This window comes from Lelliottia sp. (genome assembly GCF_045627565.1).
Taxonomy (GTDB): Bacteria; Pseudomonadota; Gammaproteobacteria; order Enterobacterales; family Enterobacteriaceae; genus Enterobacter.
In genome coordinates, this window is the sequence record NZ_JAZQNX010000034.1 from 25,724 (window position 1) to 44,940 (window position 19,217).

Sequence of the window (19,217 nt, forward strand, 5' to 3'; positions counted from 1 at the left end):
ACTAGTTTCGGTTACGGGTGACTTTAATGACGTCTGGCATGACGCGAATTTTACGCATGATGTTTGCCAGATGTACACGGTCACGGGCAGTCAGACGGATAAAGGCGCTGTAAACGCGGCCATCTTTTTCTTCTGTATTCAGACTTTGAATATTGGAAGACGCCGTGTTGATGGCTGCCGTCAGGTTAGCCAGCGCACCCTGGTGGTTGAACATATCCACCTTAATTTCGGTGATGAATTCCTGCTCGGTCTCTTTATCCCACTCGACGGCCATAAACTTCTCAGGCTCTTTCTGATAGCCACGGATGTTACGGCAGGATTCGTGGTGGATAACCAGGCCTTTGCCTGGGCTCACGTGCGCAATGATTGGGTCGCCAGGAATCGGTCGACAGCATTTCGCGAAGGTAATCAGTACACCGTCTGCGCCTTTGATCGGTAAATGACCGTGGCCCTGCGTGGTTGACTGTACAGAAGAGGCATCGCCTTGCTGCAGGTTTTTCGCCACGACAACACTCATCGCATTCCCGAGACCAATTTCTGCCAGCAGATCGTCCAGTGCAGCGAGCTTCATACGTTCAAGTTCACGCTGGATATTCTCCGGCGGGATCTCGGCAAGCTTACGGCTGCCGCCCAACGCATGGTTGAGCAAACGGCGACCCAGGCTGACGGAATCATCACGCTTGAGGTTTTTCAACAACTGGCGGATTTTGGCGCGCGCCTTGGAGCTCACGACAAAGTTCAACCACGCCGCGTTTGGACGTGCACCCGGTGCGGTAATGATTTCTACCGTCTGGCCGCTGGTGAGCGGTTGCGAAAGCGGATACGGCTGGCGGTCTACGCGTGCGCCAACGCAGGCATGACCAATATCGGTATGCACGGCATAAGCGAAGTCGACCGGCGTAGCGCCTGCGGGCAGTTCGACAATGCGCCCTTCTGGTGTGAAAACGTAAATCTCATCCGGGAAGAGATCGGATTTGACGCTCTCGATAAATTCAAACGAGCTGCCGGCGCTTTGTTGTAGCTCCAGCAAACTTTGCATCCAGCGCTGCGCGCGGATTTGCGCGGTCGTGCTGGTTTCACCGTGCTCTTTATAAGCCCAGTGCGCAGCAACACCCATTTCCGCCATTTGATCCATGTCTTCGGTGCGGATTTGCACTTCGACCGGCACGCCGTGTGGACCAATCATGGAGGTATGCAAAGATTGATAGCCGTTCGCTTTTGGAATGGCGATGTAATCTTTAACACGACCTGGGCGCGGTTTGTAAAGGCTGTGCATCTGACCGAGAACACGGTAGCAAGTGTCCGAGTCATGGACGATAACGCGAAACGCGTAGATATCCATGATTGAGTGAAAACGCTGCTCTTTGAGCACCATTTTGCAGTAAATAGAGTACAGGTGCTTTTCGCGACCGCTGACGCGGCACGGTATTCCCGCTTCCTGTAAACGTCCTTCAATTTCAGAGAGGATCTTTTGAATCATCTCTTTACGGTTGCCACGCGCGGCTTTAACGACTTCTTTAATCACACGATAGCGGTTTGGGTACAACGCTTCAAAACCCAGCTCTTCAAGCTCAGTTTTAATGTGATGGATACCTAAACGGTGCGCCAGTGGGCTATAGATTTCGAGCGTTTCGCGGGCAATGCGACGACGTTTGTCCGGGCGTAATGAGCCCAGCGTGCGCATGTTATGGGTGCGGTCAGCCAGTTTGATAAGAATGACGCGGATATCCTGCACCATCGCCATGATCATTTTGCGGAAGTTTTCGGCTTGCGCCTCTTTCTTGTCGCGGAATTTCAGCTTATCAAGCTTAGAAACCCCTTCCACCAGTTCGGCAACGCTTTTGCCAAACAACTGTTCCATATCCTGGTAGGTGGCGGGGGTATCTTCGATCACGTCATGCAGGAGCGCAGCCATTAGCGTTTCGTAGTCGAGTTTCATCTCGGCCAGAATACAGGCCACTGCTACCGGGTGCGTGATATAGGGTTCACCGCTTGAACGTGTTTGGCCCTCGTGAGCGTCACGTGCAACGAGATACGCCTGCTGAAGACGTTTGATTTGGTCTTCTGGCAGGTAGTGTTGAATCAGCTGATTCAGGCTTTCAAACAGATACAAGGGCGACCCGCAGGTTTAATTAACGACGGCCTTCAGCAATGGCGGTTACGGCCTGCAGTTCTGCGGCTTCCTGCTCTTGCTGCTCCTGGCGCTCACGTACGTCGAGGATCTGGTTGGTGATCAGACCTTCTTCGATTTCGCGCAATGCGATAACGGTGGTTTTATCGTTTTCTTCTGGTACCAGTGGATCTTTGCCGCCGGACTGCATCTGACGAGCGCGACGCGCGGCGACCAGTACCAGGTCAAAACGGTTACCAATTTTCTCTACAGCGTCCTGAACAGTTACGCGTGCCATACTTATAGTGCTCCACAGATGAAGAAATGACTGGGCATGATACTGAATGTGGGTTCAGTCTGCCAACAGTTTGGTGATTAAAGCGTCATGTCGCTGCTTCTGGCGGCTCATACGCAGTCGTTCGGCGCGAATAATAGTCTTAAGATCGCCAAGAGCGGTATCAAAATCATCATTCACAATCAGATAATCATATTCAGCGTAATGGCTCATTTCTGCAACTGCCTGGGCCATACGTTTCGCAATGACTTCTTCGCTATCCTGACCACGTCCGCGAAGACGGCGGTCCAACTCTTCTTTTGACGGCGGTAGTATAAAAATACTGCGAGCCTGCGGCATCTTACTACGGATTTGCTGGGCACCTTGCCAGTCGATGTCTAAGAACACATTGACGCCCGTTGCCAGAACCTGCTCGATAGTTTCTCGTGAGGTGCCATAGTAATTACCGAATACTTCGGCGTGTTCAAGAAACGCTTCTCTGCCAATCATCGTTCTAAATTCATCATGATTAACAAAGAAATAATGTTCACCGTGTACTTCACCTGGACGCGGCTGACGCGTGGTGTGAGATACCGACACTTGCGTATCGTACAGCGGTTGGGTTTTTAACAGTGCCTGAATCAGGCTGGATTTACCCGCGCCACTTGGAGCAGAAACAATATAAAGCGTGCCTTGAGCCATGAGAGTCTTTCGTATGTGTTAGCGATTAAGTCCTACATACGGGCTTATTATACACGTCGCCACGGTGTGACGTAGCCTTTGTCACACTTTTTCCCCTGGATTATTGATTTTTGCGTGCCGTTTTCCAATTTTCTTGTCCCTTTGCAGCCCAAAAAAATATTACATGGAATGCCCCTCGTAAAGTGCATCTTTGCGAGTAGTCAGACCCCAAACCGGACCGTTATAACTTCCGCAAACCAGGGAGGATTAACGATGTGGAAATGGGCTGGCGTGGTCGTAATGGTGTGGAGTAGCTATGGAACAGCGATATGCCCTGCGTGGTCGCATGCCAAAGCGGAACAAGAAATTGCGGGGTTAAACGCACAAATTTCTCGCTGGAACGATGCCTACTGGCAAGAAGGTAAAAGCGACGTGAGCGATGAGGTTTATGATCAACTCAACACCAGATTGAAACAGTGGCAGCAGTGCTTTAATCATGAGCCTGCGACAGAGGATATTCCTCCTGCTAACGGAACACAGCGACACCCTTTTGCACATACGGGTGTGCACAAGGTTTCTGGCAAAGAAGAATTGCGGCAGTGGATGCATTCACGACGCGATTTGTGGGTCCAGCCTAAAGTCGATGGTGTGGCAGTCACATTGGTTTATCACAAAGGGAAGTTGGTGCAGGCGATCAGCCGTGGTGACGGCGTGAAAGGTGAAGACTGGACCGCAAGAGTACAAGCTATCCCCTCTGTCCCTTTAAACGTGAAGGGCGTACTTTCGGAAAGCGTTCTGCAAGGGGAAATTTTTTTACGGCGTGAAGGACACATTCAGCAGCAGATGGGAGGGATGAACGCCAGGGCTAAAGTAGCTGGAATGATGATGCGTCAGAATAACAAGACGGTACTGGAAAATCTCGGCGTCTTTATTTGGGCCTGGCCCGATGGTCCACAGTCTATGCCGCAACGTCTTTCTGAGCTTACTAAAGCCGGTTTCAACCTGGCAGCACAGTATACGCGAGCAGTTAGCACGGCAGATGAGGTTGAGAAAAACAGAAAGGAATGGCTGACTTCCTCTCTTCCTTTTGTGACTGACGGCATTATTGTTCGATCCTCGGTTGAGCCAGTAGGTGAGCTGTGGTTACCGGGAGAAGGGGATTGGGTCGTCGCGTGGAAGTATTCGCCGGTTTCGCAGGTAGCAGAAGTTAACGCTATTCAATTTGCGATTGGACGCACGGGTAAGATTTCCGTTGTGGCCGTACTGGAATCAGTACAACTGGATGACAAACGTGTGAAGCGCGTTAATCTCGGATCTGTGAGCCGTTGGCAGGCGCTGGATATTGCGCCGGGCGATCAGATCCTGGTAAGTCTGGCCGGTCAGGGCATCCCGCGAGTGGATAAAGTCGTATGGCGTGGAAATGATCGAAAAAAGCCAGCACCGCCTGCATCGCGATATCACTCATTCACCTGCTTCTATGCTTCACCTGAATGTCTGGAGCAATTTTTTGCCCGACTGGTCTGGCTAGGTTCAAAGCAGATTCTCAATATGGAGGGATTGGGTGATTCGAGCTGGCGACTATTACATCAGACTTATCATTTTGAACACATTTTTTCCTGGCTGGCTGTAACGCAGGAACAAATAGAAAAGACATCAGGTTTGAATCCTGTACGACGTTTACAGCTATGGCATCGTTTCGAGTTTGCTCGCCATCAGCCTTTCAAAAAATGGATAAAAGCGCTTGGCATACCCTTACCACAAGCCGCTGCCAACGCGTTGAGCGTTCAGTCATGGCGCCAATTACAAGACAAAGATGCGGTGAGCTGGAATCAGCTCCCCGGCATCGGTACAGAGAAAGCGCGAAAATTGGTAGAGTTTGTACACGATCCGCAGATCACACGTCTTGCCACCTGGCTTGGTGAGCAAGGTATTGACGGGTTCTAAAGCGAACCCGCCTTGGCTTTTCGCCATGGTGTGTGCCTGTCCGGCGAACTGAAGGTATCACGTAATTGATCGTAATCGAATATATGACGTCCGCCATCCATAACCGGGAATAACGTGGGTTGCTGATAGCATTTTTCCAGTACCGAACCGCAATTTTCAGTACCCGTAGAGATGCCAAGCCAACTGAGCATCAATTCATAGTTATTTGCCGTCGACCAGAAACCCGGAACCCAGCCCAACTGCCGTTTTTGACTGGAAATGGCTGGCTGGCTGTACCAGATAAATTGTGGAACTTCGTAAGCCTCTTTACTCGGATTACGTGAACCATGCATATAGATGGATTTCAGTTTAGGGTTTTTTTCTAACCCGTGATCTGAAAAATACAGAATCGAAGAGGCACTGCTTTGCAGGCGCTTGGCAACTTCGCCAATAAAGTAATCGGTAAAGCGAATTGCGTTGTTATAGCAATCTTCATATTTGTTGCCAGTATGAAGAATATCTGCAGATTCAGGGTAGCGGTCACAAGCCATTTCGTGGCTACCGTTTATATGTAAAACGATAAATTTCTTACCAGGATTCTTCAGCGCTTCGTCAAGCGCCGGTAGAAGCTCGGTATCATACTGAGTGTTGATCCACTGTGCTTTTTGACTGGTAGAGGCGATGGCAACAATATAATTATTGCTCTTTCCGGAGTTGCCTTGAGCACTGATCCATTCGGTGTAATAACCCGTTTTTCGCGCGATGTTGACGATATTATCTGCGAGTTTGTCGACGGTGAAATTATCCGGATCGGCTTTGCTTAATATCATCGGCACGGCAAGTACGGTGGCTGAAGCTGGGGCAATTGCATGCGCAAAAATCAGGGCATGATTTTTAAATGCAGACTCGACAGGTGTCGTATTCTGGGGAAATCCATAAAGCTGCATGTTGCTGCGACGGGCGGATTCACCCACTATCACGACATAGTTTTCGATGCCCGTCTCATGGTACTGCAGTGCGGGATAATGCACATTCTGTTGACCAATTTTCTCCGCCAGTGCGCTGTCTCGTCGCGCAATAATAAATTCAGAGCCCGTGTAAAAAGGAGTATTGGTCAGAATGCGTGAGCTAAGCGGATAGTAGACTTCAAGGTCTTTACGCTTTTTTAACCAGTTGGCCGTTGAGTACCAGCCCATATAGCCAACCAGTAAGATCAGTCCTACCCCTTTCGCGCGATCTCCGACGTTTTCACTGAGCGATTTAATGGCATACCAGGTGATAAAAAAGTAGGCGATGACAACCGGGAAAGTATGACCATATAGCCCCGACATACTCTTCGCCTCGGCGATATGGGTGGCCATGATACTCATGGCAAAAACGGTATTAAACTCGCTTTGGTAAACATCCCAGGTACTGAATGCGATCGCAAAATTGAGGGTCAGGGCTGCGGTAAGGATGAACGAAATAATTTTACCTGGGATGCAGCGATAGATTGCTGAGGCACTCCATAAAAGCAGGATGTTGCAAATCGCAATACGTACCGCAAAACGTGCTGGTTGCGTGAAGAACACTGGCCATAATTGAATAAGCACAGAGAGAAGCAGCAAAATCAGAAAATGGCTGCTGAGTTTTTTATTTATGGTGAGAACTGCAGCTTTTGCAAATGGCATCGATTCTGAACGCAAATTTCCAGGCGGGGTAAACGAAAGGTATTATATTCGTTTTTCGCATTGGCATGGGACATCTAAAAGTGCTTTTTACGGCTGTTATGCGCCTTGCAAGAGCTTAGTGTGAGTCATGCGTGTAATGAAACACGGGAAGTCCCAACTTTAAGCGTAGTGCCAACATCCGCGCGGTAAAACCAAAGAGTAACGTCGCGATGACAACGAAATCAAGACTCGAGACATAATGTTGCAAAGCGATGTACAACACCGCGGAGGCAAAGGAAATGCCGGCATACAGCTCTTTCTGAAACACGAGTGGAATGCGTTTACAGAACATATCACGGAGAACACCGCCAAAAACACCCGTCACAACGGCGGCGATAGAGGCAATGATCGGCCCTTCCCCCATATCGAGAGCAATTTGCGCGCCGATAATCGAAAACACCACCAATCCCACGGCATCCAGAATCAGGAATAAACGTCGCAAATGGGGCATCACTGGGGCGGCAATCGTGGTCAACACAGCGGCAATTGCGACGATCACCACGTACTCGGGATGTTTGACCCAGCCCAACGGATAGTGGCCTAGCAGGATGTCGCGAACGGAGCCGCCGCCCAGAGCGGTTGCTGTGGCGATAATAATCACGCCGAACGTGTCCATCCGACGACGTCCAGCGGCCAGCGCTCCTGTCATGGCTTCGGCAGTAATACCGACCAAATATAAAATGTGTAGCAGCATCTCTTCCCCCTGTTTGAGCGGGCTAGAGTAACGTTTTGCAGAACATATCACGAATCAGATTTTTTGTGCATGGTCATGAAAGAGATACTTTTACTCATACACCTTTGCTGATATTAGAGCTTGTGGAGCGGTTAATGGATTTTTATGCATTAGTTTTTTTCATCATTAAAGATGTATTTCTGCTAACGCTACTCACTGCACAGCGAATGGTTGGGAAGAGTTAATCTGAAGCGATATTTGAGCCGTCCTTACTCCGTGAGGCACAAAAAAAGCCATTGTTATAATGGCTTTTTTAGTCAGGCTTGGAAGTAAATGACGTTACTCAATGTTCTGAATCTGCTCGCGCATTTGCTCAATAAGCACTTTCAGTTCAATGGCTGACGTGGTGACTTCGGCGTTGATGGACTTAGATGCCAGCGTGTTCGATTCGCGGTTAAATTCCTGCATCATGAAGTCGAGACGACGGCCAACGGCTTCTTTTTTCTTGAGAATGTTGTACGTCTCTTTAACGTGAGCGTCGAGTCGATCAAGCTCTTCCGCAACGTCAACACGCTGTGCCATTAGCACTAACTCTTGCTCAAGACGGGTGTTTTCAAGCTGAACTTCAGCATCTTCAAGTTTGGCAATCAGGCGTTCGCGTTGCCACTGCAGTACTTCGGGCATGTGAGCACGCACTTTGATGACTTCTGCACTGACACCTTCGAGGCGCTGTTCAATCATGCCTTTTAATGCCTGACCTTCCGTTTCGCGCGCCTCGATAAAATCATCCAGAGCCCCATCGAGCGCACCGAGGATTTCGGTGGTGATCGCGTCCAGGTCTTGCTCTCCAGCGGCCATAACGCCAGGCCAACGCAGGATATCAACCGGGTTGATTTCACCTTCGTCACTCTGCATTTTGACCCAGTTCGCGGCATTCACCAGCTGTTTAGCCAGTTTTTCATTGAGGATCAGCTCCCCTTGAGCGCTCGCATCGGGTTCAAAACGCAGGTTACATTCAACCTTACCGCGCGTCAGGCGAGCACGAATGCGCTCACGCACGACCGGCTCAAGGCTGCGAAACTGTTCTGGCATACGGAAATAAGTTTCCAGATAGCGCTGGTTCACCGAGCGCATTTCCCAGGTAGCGCTACCCCAGCTACCTTTGATTTCACGCCGGGCGTAGGCGGTCATACTGCGTATCATAGACATTCCCGTTTTTAGAGGAGAGATGGGGGATTATAGCTTTCGTGGCTTTCACAGGATAGGAATAAGCGACTTTAATCCGTATAATGCGCAGCCACATTCGTTTCAAGCCGGAGATATCATCATGCGTCCATCAGGCCGTAGCGCCAATCAGGTGCGTCCCGTCACCCTGACCCGTAACTATACAAAACACGCTGAAGGTTCCGTGCTTGTTGCATTTGGCGACACTAAAGTACTGTGCACTGCCTCTATTGAAGAGGGCGTACCGCGCTTTCTGAAAGGGCAGGGCCAGGGCTGGATCACGGCTGAATACGGTATGTTGCCGCGCGCAACGCATACGCGTAACGCCCGCGAAGCAGCGAAAGGCAAGCAGGGCGGTCGTACCATGGAAATCCAGCGTTTGATCGCTCGCGCACTTCGTGCCGCTGTCGATCTGAAAGTGCTGGGCGAATTCACCATTACCCTGGACTGCGATGTGATTCAGGCGGATGGCGGTACGCGTACGGCTTCCATCACCGGGGCATGCGTTGCACTGGCTGATGCGCTGAACAAGCTGATTGCTGCCGGTAAGTTGAAAAAGAACCCAATGAAGGGAATGGTTGCCGCTGTCTCCGTGGGTATCGTAAACGGTGAAGCGCTTTGCGATCTGGAATATGTTGAAGACTCCGCAGCCGAAACCGACATGAACGTGGTGATGACCGAAGACGGTCGTATCATTGAAGTGCAGGGCACGGCCGAAGGCGAGCCATTTACTCACGAAGAGCTTCTTACCTTGCTGGCGTTAGCCCGAGGGGGAATCGAATCTATTGTCACGACGCAGAAAGCGGCGTTAGAAAATTGATGTAAGGGCGACGTTGTCGCCCTTTTTTTTGTCCGTAGAAAAGTCTTGAGGAGCAAATCCATGAAACCTTATCAGCGCCAGTTTATTGAGTTTGCGCTTAACAAGCAGGTACTTAAGTTTGGCGAATTTACGCTGAAATCCGGGCGTAAAAGCCCCTATTTCTTCAACGCCGGGCTGTTTAATACGGGGCGCGATCTGGCTTTATTAGGCCGTTTTTACGCCGAAGCGCTTGTGGATTCAGGGATTGATTTCGACCTGCTGTTTGGTCCTGCGTATAAGGGTATTCCGATTGCGACCACCACGGCGGTGGCGCTGGCGGAACATCACGATCGCGACGTGCCGTACTGCTTCAACCGCAAAGAGGCTAAAACCCACGGTGAAGGCGGCAATCTGGTCGGCAGCGAACTGCAGGGCCGTATTATGCTGGTGGATGACGTGATCACCGCAGGCACGGCAATCCGTGAGTCGATGGAAATTATTCAGGCCAATGGCGCTTCGCTTGCTGGCGTGTTGATTTCTCTCGATCGCCAGGAGCGTGGCCGTGGCGAGATTTCAGCCATTCAGGAAGTTGAGCGTGATTATGGCTGCAACGTGATTTCAATTATTACGTTGAAAGACCTGATTGCCTATCTGGAGGAGAAACCTGAGATGGCGGATCATCTGGCGTCGGTGCGCGCGTATCGGGAAGAGTTTGGCGTATAAGGCATTTAGCCCGGTAGCGTGACGCTGACCGGGCTTCTCTCGTTTACTGCAGTTGCGCAGCCACGAGCGGCCAACGGGTGTCGAAATCATCCGTTGGGCGATATTTAAATTCACTGCGTACAAAGCGAGAAAGCATTCCTTCGCAGAACGCTAACAGCTGCCCCGCCAACACATTTTCATCAGTGGTGTAGCCTTCACCTTCACGCATTTTCTTTTCACGCAGAACCTGGCGCAACTGGGCTTCAATGCGTTCGAAAAGCTGATTGATACGTCCCTGAAGCTTGTCCTGCTCAAACATCAGGGCATGCCCTGTCATGATTCGCGTCAGGCCTGGATTGCGCTCGCCGAAACCTAAAATCAGTAAAACAATTAACCGCAAGCGTGCGGTGGTGTCTTTTTCATCTTTAAGAATCAGATTGATACGGGTAATGAGGCTGTCTTCGATAAACTCGATGAGGCTATCAAACATCCGCGTTTTGCTGGGGAAATGACGATACAGCGCCGCTTCTGACACGCCGACAGAGGCCGCCAGTTTTGCGGTAGTGATGCGTTGACTGCCATCGCTGGATTCAAGCATCAGAGCCAGAGATTGAAGTATTTCTTCGCGACGGTTCCTTTTCGCGGTTTGTTTTTCTGCCATGTTACAAAATACCCCTGAAAATAAGCGCCTGTCCGGCTGGCATCCACACAACGACCGCAAACAAGCGTTTGCGGTGTGTTATTGCATTATTACGCTGCGTGGTGCGTATCGTTGGGCTTATTTGCGCCCAGAGTGGCCGAAGCCGCCTTCGCCACGGTCGGTGGCATCAAAATCGTCTACCAGATTAAATTCAGCCTGAACCACAGGCACAAAGACCATCTGCGCGATACGTTCGCCCGGCTCAATCGTGAAACTGTCCTGTCCACGGTTCCAGACAGAGACCATCAGCTGACCCTGATAGTCGGAATCAATGAGCCCGACCAGATTGCCCAGCACAATACCATGCTTATGACCAAGACCAGAGCGAGGCAAAATCACCGCCGCCAGTGAAGGGTCTGCAACGTGAATCGCAAGACCTGTCGGGATCAGCGTGGTTGCGCCTGGCGCCAGCGCGACGGCGTCATCGAGACAGGCTCGCAGGTCAAGACCGGCGGAGCCGGAGGTGGCATAAGTTGGCAGCGGAAATTGCTGGCCAACACGCGGGTCCAGAATCTTAACGTCGATTTTTTTCATCATAACGGGTAACGATCTCGTCCAGTAATTGTTGGCCCAGGAGTTCCTTGCGCTCAAGCGGTAAGACTTTATCTCCATCCTGCCAGAAAAGGTGTAATGCATTGCTGTCGCTGTTAAATCCTTGTGTCGCCAGCGAAACATCGTTCGCACAAATCAAATCGAGATTTTTGCGGGTCCGTTTTTGCCGGGCGTATTCTTCCACATTATTTGTTTCGGCGGCAAACCCAACGACGTAAGGTCGATGGCTTTTTAGTGCGGCAACACCAGCGACGATGTCAGGGTTTTTCACCATTTTTATCGTTAATTCATCGCCTTGCTTTTTAATCTTGGCATCAGAAATGGTTTCGGCGCGGTAATCGGCGACGGCTGCGCAGCCGATAAATATTTGCTGCATCTGTGCGTGCGCTTGAACGGCCGCTTCCATTTCCAGCGCCGTCGTGACATCAATGCGCTGCACGAAAGGTGGCGTGGCTAACGAGACCGGCCCGCTGACCAGCGTGACCTTTGCTCCGCGTTTTGCTGCTGCCGCAGCAATGGCAAACCCCATTTTCCCGGAGCTGTGGTTCGTGATGTATCGCACGGGATCCAGGGGTTCACGTGTTGGACCGGCAGTAATCATGATGTTGAGATGTTGCAGATCGTTGACAGGCCCAAAATGCGTGGCGGCCATATCGACAATGGCGAGCGGATCGAGCATACGTCCTGGACCTACGTCCCCACACGCCTGGCTCCCGCTGTCGGGACCCCAAATCAGCAAACCACGTGATGCCAGAACCTCAAGATTATGTTGGGTCGCGGCATTGCGGTACATCTGCTGGTTCATCGCTGGCACGACGGCGACAGGTGCGGGCGTAGCCAGACAAATCGTTGAAACCAGGTCGTTGGCCATGCCCGCTGCAACGCGAGCGATTAAATCCGCCGTTGCGGGAGCGAGAATAACCAGATCTGCCCATTTGCCCAGTTCAATATGGCCCATTGCGGCTTCTGCGGCCGGGTCGAGCAGGCTATCGGATACCGGATACCCTGAAACGGCTTGTAGGCTTAACGGGGTAATAAACGCCTTACCGCCTTCCGTTATCGCGACCCGCACCTCCGCCCCGCGATCTCGCAAGCGGCGCACCAGGTCTGGCGCTTTATACGCAGCGATGCCGCCGCTCACGCCAAGAACGATTTTTTTGCCAGCCAGGCTCATCATGATTCTTTCCTGTTGGGTTTATCCAGAGGGAAACATTTTATCACAATACGAAAATCGACGTAAAAATGTGCGTGGTCCACTTTGCGAGGCGCTACGCAAGAACGAAAAGTCCCCGTCGAGTGGCGAGGATTCCTGTGTCAGCATAATGAAAGCAAAACAGGGAGAAGGGACATGGATGACGAGTTGACGCTTTTGCCGCGGGAGAAAATGCTGAGTTTTGGTATCACCTCACTGACGGACGCAGAGCTACTGGCACTTTTTTTGCGCACCGGTACATCAGGAAAGAGCGTGTTTGTATTAGCGCAGGAGCTGTTACAGCATTTTGGGTCACTGCACGGGTTACTGAACGCCAATCTGGACGAGTTTCGGTATGTCGAAGGAATCGGGCTGGCTAAATTTGCGCAGCTCAAGGGCATAGCCGAGCTCGCCAGGCGCTACCACAGCGTGCGGGTAATTGGCGATAATCCGCTGTTAAGTCCTGAAATGACGAAAGATTTTCTGCAGAGTCAGCTCTCTGATGCAGAACGTGAAGTCTTCATGGTGATCTTTCTTGATAATCAACATCGGGTGGTAAAACACAGCCGCATGTTTTCGGGAACATTGAGGCATGTTGAGGTTCATCCGCGAGAAATTGTGCGAGAAGCGATAAAAGTGAATGCAGCCGCCTTGATCCTCGCGCATAATCACCCCTCTGGTTGCGCTGAACCGAGTAAAGCCGACAAAGACATCACCGAACGTATCATCAAATGCTGTCAATTCATGGACATTCATGTACTTGACCATTTTATTATCGGTCGCGGAGAGTATGTTTCTTTTGCCGAACAGGGTTGGATTTAGACCCTTTCTCGCGATCCATCGGGATCTTTGTCTGTTCGGGACTTGAGCACATCGTCGAGTCAGCGTATACTACGCCACCTTTGAGAATCTCGGGTTTGGCATTTGGGCCTGGCAATCGAGAGTTCACTTAGAACCGCGATGACCGGGCTGTAAAGCCTGACGAGGCGCCGATACCCCATACGAAGCTCGAGCTAATTTGATTTTTGGAGAATAGACATGTCCCGAGTCTGCCAAGTTACTGGCAAGCGTCCGGTGACCGGTAACAACCGTTCCCACGCACTGAACGCGACTAAACGCCGTTTCCTGCCGAACCTGCACTCTCACCGTTTTTGGGTTGAGAGCGAGAAGCGTTTTGTCACCCTGCGTGTATCTGCTAAAGGTATGCGTGTTATTGATAAGAAAGGCATCGATACAGTTCTGTCTGAACTGCGTGCCCGTGGCGAAAAGTACTAAGTACTTAAAGAGGAAATAAATCATGGCTAAAGGTATTCGTGAGAAAATCAAGCTGGTTTCTTCTGCTGGTACTGGTCACTTCTATACCACCACGAAGAACAAGCGTACTAAACCGGAAAAACTGGAACTGAAAAAATTCGATCCAGTTGTCCGTCAGCACGTTTTATACAAAGAAGCTAAAATCAAATAATTTTAGATTCCTTGTAAAGAAAAACCCCGCAATCGCGGGGTTTTTTGCATTCTGGGTCTCTCAATGGAGGAAACATGCCTGAATTACCTGAGGTAGAAACCAGCCGTCGTGGTATCGAGCCGCATCTGGTGGGCGCGACCATTCTTCATGCTGTCGTGCGTAATGGTCGTCTTCGCTGGCCCGTTTCCAATGAGATACATACCCTGAGTGATAAGCCGGTTCTGAGCGTGCAGCGCCGCGCAAAATACCTGCTGCTGGAGCTACCCGACGGCTGGATAATCATCCATCTTGGGATGTCCGGGAGTTTGCGTATCCTCAGTGAAGAGTTACCTGCTGAAAAACACGATCACGTGGATTTGGTCATGAGCAACGGCAAAGTGCTGCGCTATACCGATCCGCGACGCTTTGGCGCATGGTTGTGGACCAAAGAGCTTGAAGGGCACAACGTGCTGGCGCATCTCGGTCCTGAGCCGCTGAGCGAGGTGTTTAACGCTGAGTACCTGAAAGCGCGGTGCGCCAAAAAGAAAACGCCGATAAAACCCTGGCTGATGGATAACAAGCTGGTGGTGGGGGTTGGGAATATCTATGCCAGCGAGTCGCTTTTCGCAGCCGGGATCCATCCGGACAGGCTCGCATCGTCGCTCTCAGAGCAAGAGTGCGAGATATTGGTGAAAGTCATCAAAGCTGTTTTGCTGCGCTCAATTGAGCAGGGCGGGACGACGCTGAAGGATTTCCTGCAAAGTGACGGTAAGCCGGGGTATTTTGCGCAGGAACTGCAGGTGTATGGCCGTAAAGGCGAGCCGTGCAGAGTGTGCGGGACGCCCATCGTGGCGTCGAAACATGCGCAGCGCGCGACGTTTTACTGCCGCCAGTGCCAGAAATAAGTTATTTGAGCTTTTCCATCAACGCCTGGTGAACGTTCGCAGGCAGAAAATGCGTCACATCCCCCGCGTGGCGCGCCACTTCTTTCACCAGTGATGATGAAATAAACGACCACTCTTTTGACGGCATCAGAAAGACGCTTTCCAGCTCCGGCATTAAATGACGGTTCATGTGCGCCAGCTGCATCTCATATTCAAAATCAGCCACGGCGCGCAATCCACGAATCAGAATATTGGCCTGCTGCGCGCGGGCGAAATTCGCCATCAGATCGCTAAAGCCCATCACCTCAACGTTCGGCAGGTGTTGAAGCGCGGCGGTGGCGAGCATGACGCGCTCTTCTAAATCGAACATGGGTTTTTTGCTGGGGCTGGCAGCAATCGCCAGAATCACGCGATCAAACATGCTGGCAGCACGTGTAATGATATCAATATGACCGTTAGTGATGGGATCGAAGGTACCCGGATAAATCGCTTTTGTGCTCATGGCTCACGTTTCTCAGAGTAGCCGCGGTTTAACGCCCACAGCTCGGTATATTTGTTAAAAGTATACTGTGCATTCACCACTGCCAGTAACCAGCCTTGTTTACCGTCCAGGACACCGCCGCGCAGCAGCAGTGTTTTCAAAAACGCCCCTATCGTATGCGTAAAGATTCCCGTCAAAGAGGTCTTCTTGCCGCGCTGGTGGCGCTCTTGTGCCCAGGCCGTGGCGTAGTCGAGTTGCTTGCGCTGGAAGCTCGCAAAATCCCGGCAGGTGAGATGCAGCAGATCGCCGTTCAGAGCAATGACCTGAGCCTGATGACAATCGAGAGATTCGTGGACCAGATTGGCGTTGTACTGATAGCGATCGCGCTCATAAAGGCGCATCACGCGGTCAGGATACCAGCCGCTGTGACGCATAAAGCGACCCAGGAAATAGTTGCGGCGAGCAATGCTGTACACCGCGCCAGGTTGCGGCGACGTCAGTACGGTTTGAATGGCTTGCTGGAGTTCCGGCGTGATGCGCTCGTCAGTGTCGATCATCAGCACGTAGTCGCCCGTGGCAAAAGACTGCGCGCGCTGACGCTGAATGCCGTAACCCTGCCAGTCGGTATCGATGAAGACTTTCACGCCTGCGGCACGGGCGATTGCAACCGTATTGTCCTCGCTTCCGGAATCCAGCAGGACAATTTCGTCAGCCCAGGCAACGGACGCGAGGCAGTCTGGCAGCAGGTCGGCAGCGTTTTTGGCGATCATCACGACCGACAGACGCGTTGACATTAATGGCTCCGCTGCGGCAAGTAAGGCTGTAAAAGTTGCAGCAGACGGGTCAATGCGCCCTGATTCTGATGCAGCACTTCAACGGCATGGCGACCGTACCACAGACGGTAATCTTCGTCGGTGAGCAGGGTTGAAACCTCTTTCACGACAGAGTCTGTATCGGTCACGGTAATCAAGCCATCGGCTTGCTGCAATTTGGCGCAGATATCTTTGAAGTTAAAGGTGTGGGGACCCATCAGCACAGGAATGGCATGTGCAGCAGGCTCCAGCGGATTGTGTCCGCCGCGTTCAACCAGACTTCCGCCCACGAACGCCAGATCGGCAATGCCGTAGAGCAGCATCAGTTCGCCCATCGTGTCGCCAATCACCACCTGAGTGCTACCCGATGGGATCTCGCCGGTGCTGCGCAGCGTGAAGCTAAATCCGCCTTTCTGCACCAGTTCACGGGCATCCTTAAAGCGTTCGGGATGACGCGGAACCAGAATCAGCAGTAAATCCGGGAATTTTTCGAGCAGTTTGCGATGCGCCTGCAGAATAATCTCTTCTTCGCCATCGTGGGTGCTGGTTGCGATCCACACTTGACGGCGTGGTGCCCACTGGCGGCGTAACGTGAGGGCACGCGCCGCGAGTTCTGGCGTGACGGAGATATCAAACTTCAGACTGCCGGTCACAGCGAGCTGATTGCGTTTCAGCCCAAGAGAGATAAAGCGCGCGGCATCTTCTTCGTTTTGGGCGGCAATCAGCGTAATTTTGGACAGCAGGCGACGCATGAATTTACCCAGCTTGCCATAGCCTTTCGCGGAGCGTTCAGACAGGCGGGCGTTAGCCACCACCAGCGGAATTTTGCGGGTATGCAGGGCGGAAATCATATTCGGCCAAAGTTCGGTTTCCATCACAATCACCAGCTTTGGACGCACGGTGTTGAGGAAACGGTTCATGGCGCAGGGTAAATCATAAGGCAGATAAACGTGATGCACGTCTTTGCCGAACGCCGACAGCGCGCGTTCAGAACCCGTTGGGGTCATGGTGGTGACGGTAATCGGCAGATAGGGATAACGGTGGCGCAATGCACGCACTAGCGGGATGGCCGCCAGCGTTTCACCCACGGATACGGAATGAAGCAGAATACCGTCCGGCACAACTTTATTACGACAGTAGCCATAACGTTCAGCCCAACGTTTTCGATACGCAGGCGCTTTACGGCTACGAAGCAGCAGTCTTAGCCACACCAGCGGCTGAATAATGTAGAGCAGAGCGGTATACAACAATTCCAAGCGATTATCCGTTTTTCAGTTTCAGCGGGCAAATTCTAAGCATTTAGGCCGTTTAAAGCTATCTCTTTGGCATTTTAGCTCACTTGTCTGCCTGCGTTACATTCATTCGACGATAAAAAAACGGGCAACTGTTTGCCCGTTTGATGACTTGCAGATTAACGCTCTGCTTCAGGGAGCGCATTCAAGTGGTAGGTCACACGCTCCGACAGGCCACGAATATCACCGCCTGTGATGAAGAAACTGTCATCTTTCTGATTTGGATTGCTGACAGAATAGCCTAACATTTTGTTGATAAGCGTCGCTACCTGATAGTGGTTCAGCGGGACTTGCGGGCTGATCGCATTCATTGAATACGCCGGGTCGTTGCTGAAATAGAGGAACGGCACCTGGGCAATCGGCATTTCCACGACGGAATGACCAAACAGCCCACCATCGCCCACGCGTTCTCCGTGATCCGAGGTGATGAACACCAGCACCGGCAGTTTGGATTTCGCCATCGTAGTGCGGATGGCAGACGCCAGCTCTTTATCGTACAAACGCACGGCATCGTCGTACTCGTTCTTCTTCTGCTCAACGTCATTACTCAGACGCGGCGTCGAGAATTTCGCAAACCCCTGCGGGATATTTCGCTCATAAGGGATATGCGGTGCACGGCTGTTAAGCACCATCAGGAACGGTTTGTTCCAGTCCAGCGTGGCTTTCTCGACCGATGGCGTTAGTACGACGTCTGCGCCTACATCCGGAGTCGGGCGAATTTGCGTATCTTCCCAAAGATCAATGTCGTGGATACCGATCCAGTTGCTCAGTCCTTCCAGACCTTGCGCCGAGATAAAAGCGGTCTGATAACCCTGTTTTTTCGCATTCGCAAAGATATTGGTCGACTTAGACTTGTACGCGCCGTAGTTATCCGGCTCGCGCAGGTTATTCACCAGCATAGGAATGGCAACACGCGTCGACACGGCGTTAGACACCACCAGGCGTCCTGTCCCCTGATACTGTTTCATCAGGGCTTTCAGCTCGGGCGTGGTATCGCGCTCATAGCCCAGCGCGCTGACGTGATGCGGGTTAAGGCTTTCGCCAATCGCCAGGATGATGGAGTACTTGCCTGCCTGCGTTCCCTCAACCGGCGTCACCTGGTAAGGTTCGTAATGGGTCACGCTCTGGTTTTCGCCAGACAGGGCTTCCGGGATCAGACGAATGGCGCTATAGCTCATGGCTGACAGCCCGTTGCGCAGTAAAGAGTGGCGCAGGTCGGGGTTGAACTTGTACATCTGCCCATCGATGGCCTTGTAAAACTGACCCGCGAACATAACGACGATAGCGAGCACGCAGGGCATCGCGAGCCATTTATGCCACTGAGGTGCCATGCGACGGGTGAAGACCAGTGCAAACACCACCGCTAGCACCATGATCGCGAAGTAGATCCCCAGCGAACCGAGACTGTCGGTGATTCCGCTGGCAATGTCTTTGGTTTCGACAAACGCAAGCCACACTTCGCTTGGGCCGTAGAACTGGCCGTAAAACTGGTAATAGATCGCTTCTGATATCTGCACAATAAACGTGACGGCCAGCAGCAGTCGCGTGACGAAGAAACGCGCGCTGACGGCGGCCAGCAGCGAGATGATCAGATACAGCGAGATATCACCGGCTTTCGGTTGATATACATGGTCTTTTAACAGAATGATGATTTCAGAAAGTGAAAACAGCACCAGGAAAGCCAGCGTCAACACCACAGTCCGCACGATATTGCGGCGTAGTGGGAGTGATGATTGTGCAGATGTTTTGAACATGTTCAGACTCA

At 51.7% G+C, this 19,217-nt stretch carries 20 protein-coding genes; 7 read left to right on the top strand and 13 right to left on the bottom strand.

Translation table 11 applies throughout. The features are described 5' to 3' along the window. Nucleotide 1: 1 nt before the first annotated feature. From spoT to gmk, 3 genes are read right to left on the bottom strand one after another with little or no spacing between them, the layout of a single operon-like run. Complete coding sequence (gene spoT, locus ACKI5T_RS16650; protein WP_011915357.1) at nucleotides 2-2,113, bottom strand: bifunctional GTP diphosphokinase/guanosine-3',5'-bis pyrophosphate 3'-pyrophosphohydrolase; 2,112 nt, start codon at nucleotides 2,111-2,113, stop codon at nucleotides 2-4. 19 nt (nucleotides 2,114-2,132) lie between these two features. Beyond that, nucleotides 2,133-2,408, bottom strand: coding sequence for a DNA-directed RNA polymerase subunit omega (gene rpoZ / locus ACKI5T_RS16655; protein ID WP_011915358.1), 276 nt, complete (start codon nucleotides 2,406-2,408; stop codon nucleotides 2,133-2,135). Nucleotides 2,409-2,462: 54 nt separating this feature from the next. Beyond that, nucleotides 2,463-3,086 carry a guanylate kinase gene (gene gmk / locus ACKI5T_RS16660; RefSeq protein WP_011915359.1) on the bottom strand — a complete coding sequence of 208 codons (624 nt, stop codon included), beginning with the start codon at nucleotides 3,084-3,086 and terminating at the stop codon, nucleotides 2,463-2,465. A 252-nt stretch (nucleotides 3,087-3,338) separates the two neighbouring features. Here gmk and ligB point away from each other — a divergent pair, with 252 nt between their 5' ends. Next, nucleotides 3,339-5,009, top strand: coding sequence for an NAD-dependent DNA ligase LigB (ligB, locus tag ACKI5T_RS16665; protein WP_407438877.1), 1,671 nt, complete (start codon nucleotides 3,339-3,341; stop codon nucleotides 5,007-5,009). Here ligB and ACKI5T_RS16670 read toward each other — a convergent pair. The 3 genes from ACKI5T_RS16670 to ACKI5T_RS16680 form a co-directional block, all read right to left on the bottom strand. Next, nucleotides 5,006-6,658, bottom strand: coding sequence for a phosphoethanolamine transferase (locus tag ACKI5T_RS16670; protein WP_407438879.1), 1,653 nt, complete (start codon nucleotides 6,656-6,658; stop codon nucleotides 5,006-5,008). The genes ligB and ACKI5T_RS16670 overlap by 4 nt on opposite strands. 115 nt (nucleotides 6,659-6,773) lie before the next feature. Next, nucleotides 6,774-7,391 (bottom strand): trimeric intracellular cation channel family protein, encoded by a 618-nt coding sequence (locus ACKI5T_RS16675; RefSeq protein WP_407438881.1) that lies wholly within the window; start codon nucleotides 7,389-7,391, stop codon nucleotides 6,774-6,776. 318 nt (nucleotides 7,392-7,709) lie between these two features. Then, nucleotides 7,710-8,573 (bottom strand): YicC/YloC family endoribonuclease, encoded by an 864-nt coding sequence (locus ACKI5T_RS16680; RefSeq protein ID WP_011915363.1) that lies wholly within the window; start codon nucleotides 8,571-8,573, stop codon nucleotides 7,710-7,712. Nucleotides 8,574-8,697: 124 nt separating this feature from the next. Here ACKI5T_RS16680 and rph point away from each other — a divergent pair, with 124 nt between their 5' ends. Together rph and pyrE are read left to right on the top strand one after the other, a co-directional pair. Further along, nucleotides 8,698-9,414, top strand: a complete 717-nt coding sequence (gene rph / locus ACKI5T_RS16685) for a ribonuclease PH (RefSeq protein ID WP_133632102.1) — start codon at nucleotides 8,698-8,700, stop codon at nucleotides 9,412-9,414. Between the two features lie 60 nt (nucleotides 9,415-9,474). After that, entirely contained in the window at nucleotides 9,475-10,116 is a 642-nt protein-coding gene (pyrE, locus tag ACKI5T_RS16690; RefSeq protein ID WP_011915365.1) for an orotate phosphoribosyltransferase, read from the top strand. Between the two features lie 43 nt (nucleotides 10,117-10,159). Here pyrE and slmA read toward each other — a convergent pair whose 3' ends face one another. From slmA to coaBC, 3 genes are all read right to left on the bottom strand, one after another. Then, nucleotides 10,160-10,756 (bottom strand): nucleoid occlusion factor SlmA, encoded by a 597-nt coding sequence (gene slmA / locus ACKI5T_RS16695; RefSeq protein ID WP_011915366.1) that lies wholly within the window; start codon nucleotides 10,754-10,756, stop codon nucleotides 10,160-10,162. Nucleotides 10,757-10,873: 117 nt separating this feature from the next. Continuing rightward, the gene (dut, locus tag ACKI5T_RS16700; RefSeq protein ID WP_166638675.1) at nucleotides 10,874-11,332 is read right to left on the bottom strand and encodes a dUTP diphosphatase; all 459 of its coding nucleotides are present in this window, start codon (nucleotides 11,330-11,332) and stop codon (nucleotides 10,874-10,876) included. Continuing rightward, nucleotides 11,310-12,521, bottom strand: coding sequence for a bifunctional phosphopantothenoylcysteine decarboxylase/phosphopantothenate--cysteine ligase CoaBC (gene coaBC / locus ACKI5T_RS16705; protein ID WP_407439007.1), 1,212 nt, complete (start codon nucleotides 12,519-12,521; stop codon nucleotides 11,310-11,312). Before coaBC ends, dut begins: the two co-directional genes overlap by 23 nt. A gap of 174 nt (nucleotides 12,522-12,695) precedes the next feature. On the opposite strand from coaBC, the gene radC reads away from it, so the two are divergent. The 4 genes from radC to mutM all read left to right on the top strand — a co-directional run bounded on the left by radC (nucleotide 12,696) and on the right by mutM (nucleotide 14,888). Then, nucleotides 12,696-13,361, top strand: a complete 666-nt coding sequence (gene radC / locus ACKI5T_RS16710; RefSeq protein ID WP_407438884.1) for a DNA repair protein RadC — start codon at nucleotides 12,696-12,698, stop codon at nucleotides 13,359-13,361. Nucleotides 13,362-13,577: 216 nt separating this feature from the next. Continuing rightward, nucleotides 13,578-13,814, top strand: a complete 237-nt coding sequence (gene rpmB / locus ACKI5T_RS16715) for a 50S ribosomal protein L28 (RefSeq protein ID WP_002436699.1) — start codon at nucleotides 13,578-13,580, stop codon at nucleotides 13,812-13,814. 22 nt (nucleotides 13,815-13,836) lie between these two features. Continuing rightward, on the top strand, nucleotides 13,837-14,004 hold the full coding sequence (rpmG, locus tag ACKI5T_RS16720) for a 50S ribosomal protein L33 (RefSeq protein WP_003024094.1): 168 nt from the start codon (nucleotides 13,837-13,839) through the stop codon (nucleotides 14,002-14,004). A 74-nt stretch (nucleotides 14,005-14,078) separates the two neighbouring features. Continuing rightward, nucleotides 14,079-14,888 (top strand): bifunctional DNA-formamidopyrimidine glycosylase/DNA-(apurinic or apyrimidinic site) lyase, encoded by an 810-nt coding sequence (gene mutM, locus ACKI5T_RS16725; protein WP_407438885.1) that lies wholly within the window; start codon nucleotides 14,079-14,081, stop codon nucleotides 14,886-14,888. A gap of 1 nt (nucleotide 14,889) precedes the next feature. Here mutM and coaD read toward each other — a convergent pair whose 3' ends face one another. From coaD to ACKI5T_RS16745, 4 genes are all read right to left on the bottom strand, one after another. Then, nucleotides 14,890-15,369 carry a pantetheine-phosphate adenylyltransferase gene (gene coaD / locus ACKI5T_RS16730; RefSeq protein WP_407438887.1) on the bottom strand — a complete coding sequence of 160 codons (480 nt, stop codon included), beginning with the start codon at nucleotides 15,367-15,369 and terminating at the stop codon, nucleotides 14,890-14,892. Beyond that, nucleotides 15,366-16,142: a glycosyltransferase family 2 protein gene (locus tag ACKI5T_RS16735; protein ID WP_407438889.1), complete on the bottom strand. Its 777-nt coding sequence runs from the start codon at nucleotides 16,140-16,142 to the stop codon at nucleotides 15,366-15,368. The genes coaD and ACKI5T_RS16735 overlap by 4 nt, the downstream gene beginning before the upstream one ends. After that, entirely contained in the window at nucleotides 16,142-17,416 is a 1,275-nt protein-coding gene (gene waaA, locus ACKI5T_RS16740; protein WP_407438890.1) for a lipid IV(A) 3-deoxy-D-manno-octulosonic acid transferase, read from the bottom strand. Before waaA ends, ACKI5T_RS16735 begins: the two co-directional genes overlap by 1 nt. Nucleotides 17,417-17,571: 155 nt before the next feature. Next, nucleotides 17,572-19,206: a sulfatase-like hydrolase/transferase gene (locus ACKI5T_RS16745; RefSeq protein ID WP_407438892.1), complete on the bottom strand. Its 1,635-nt coding sequence runs from the start codon at nucleotides 19,204-19,206 to the stop codon at nucleotides 17,572-17,574. Between the last annotated feature and the right edge of the window lie 11 nt (nucleotides 19,207-19,217).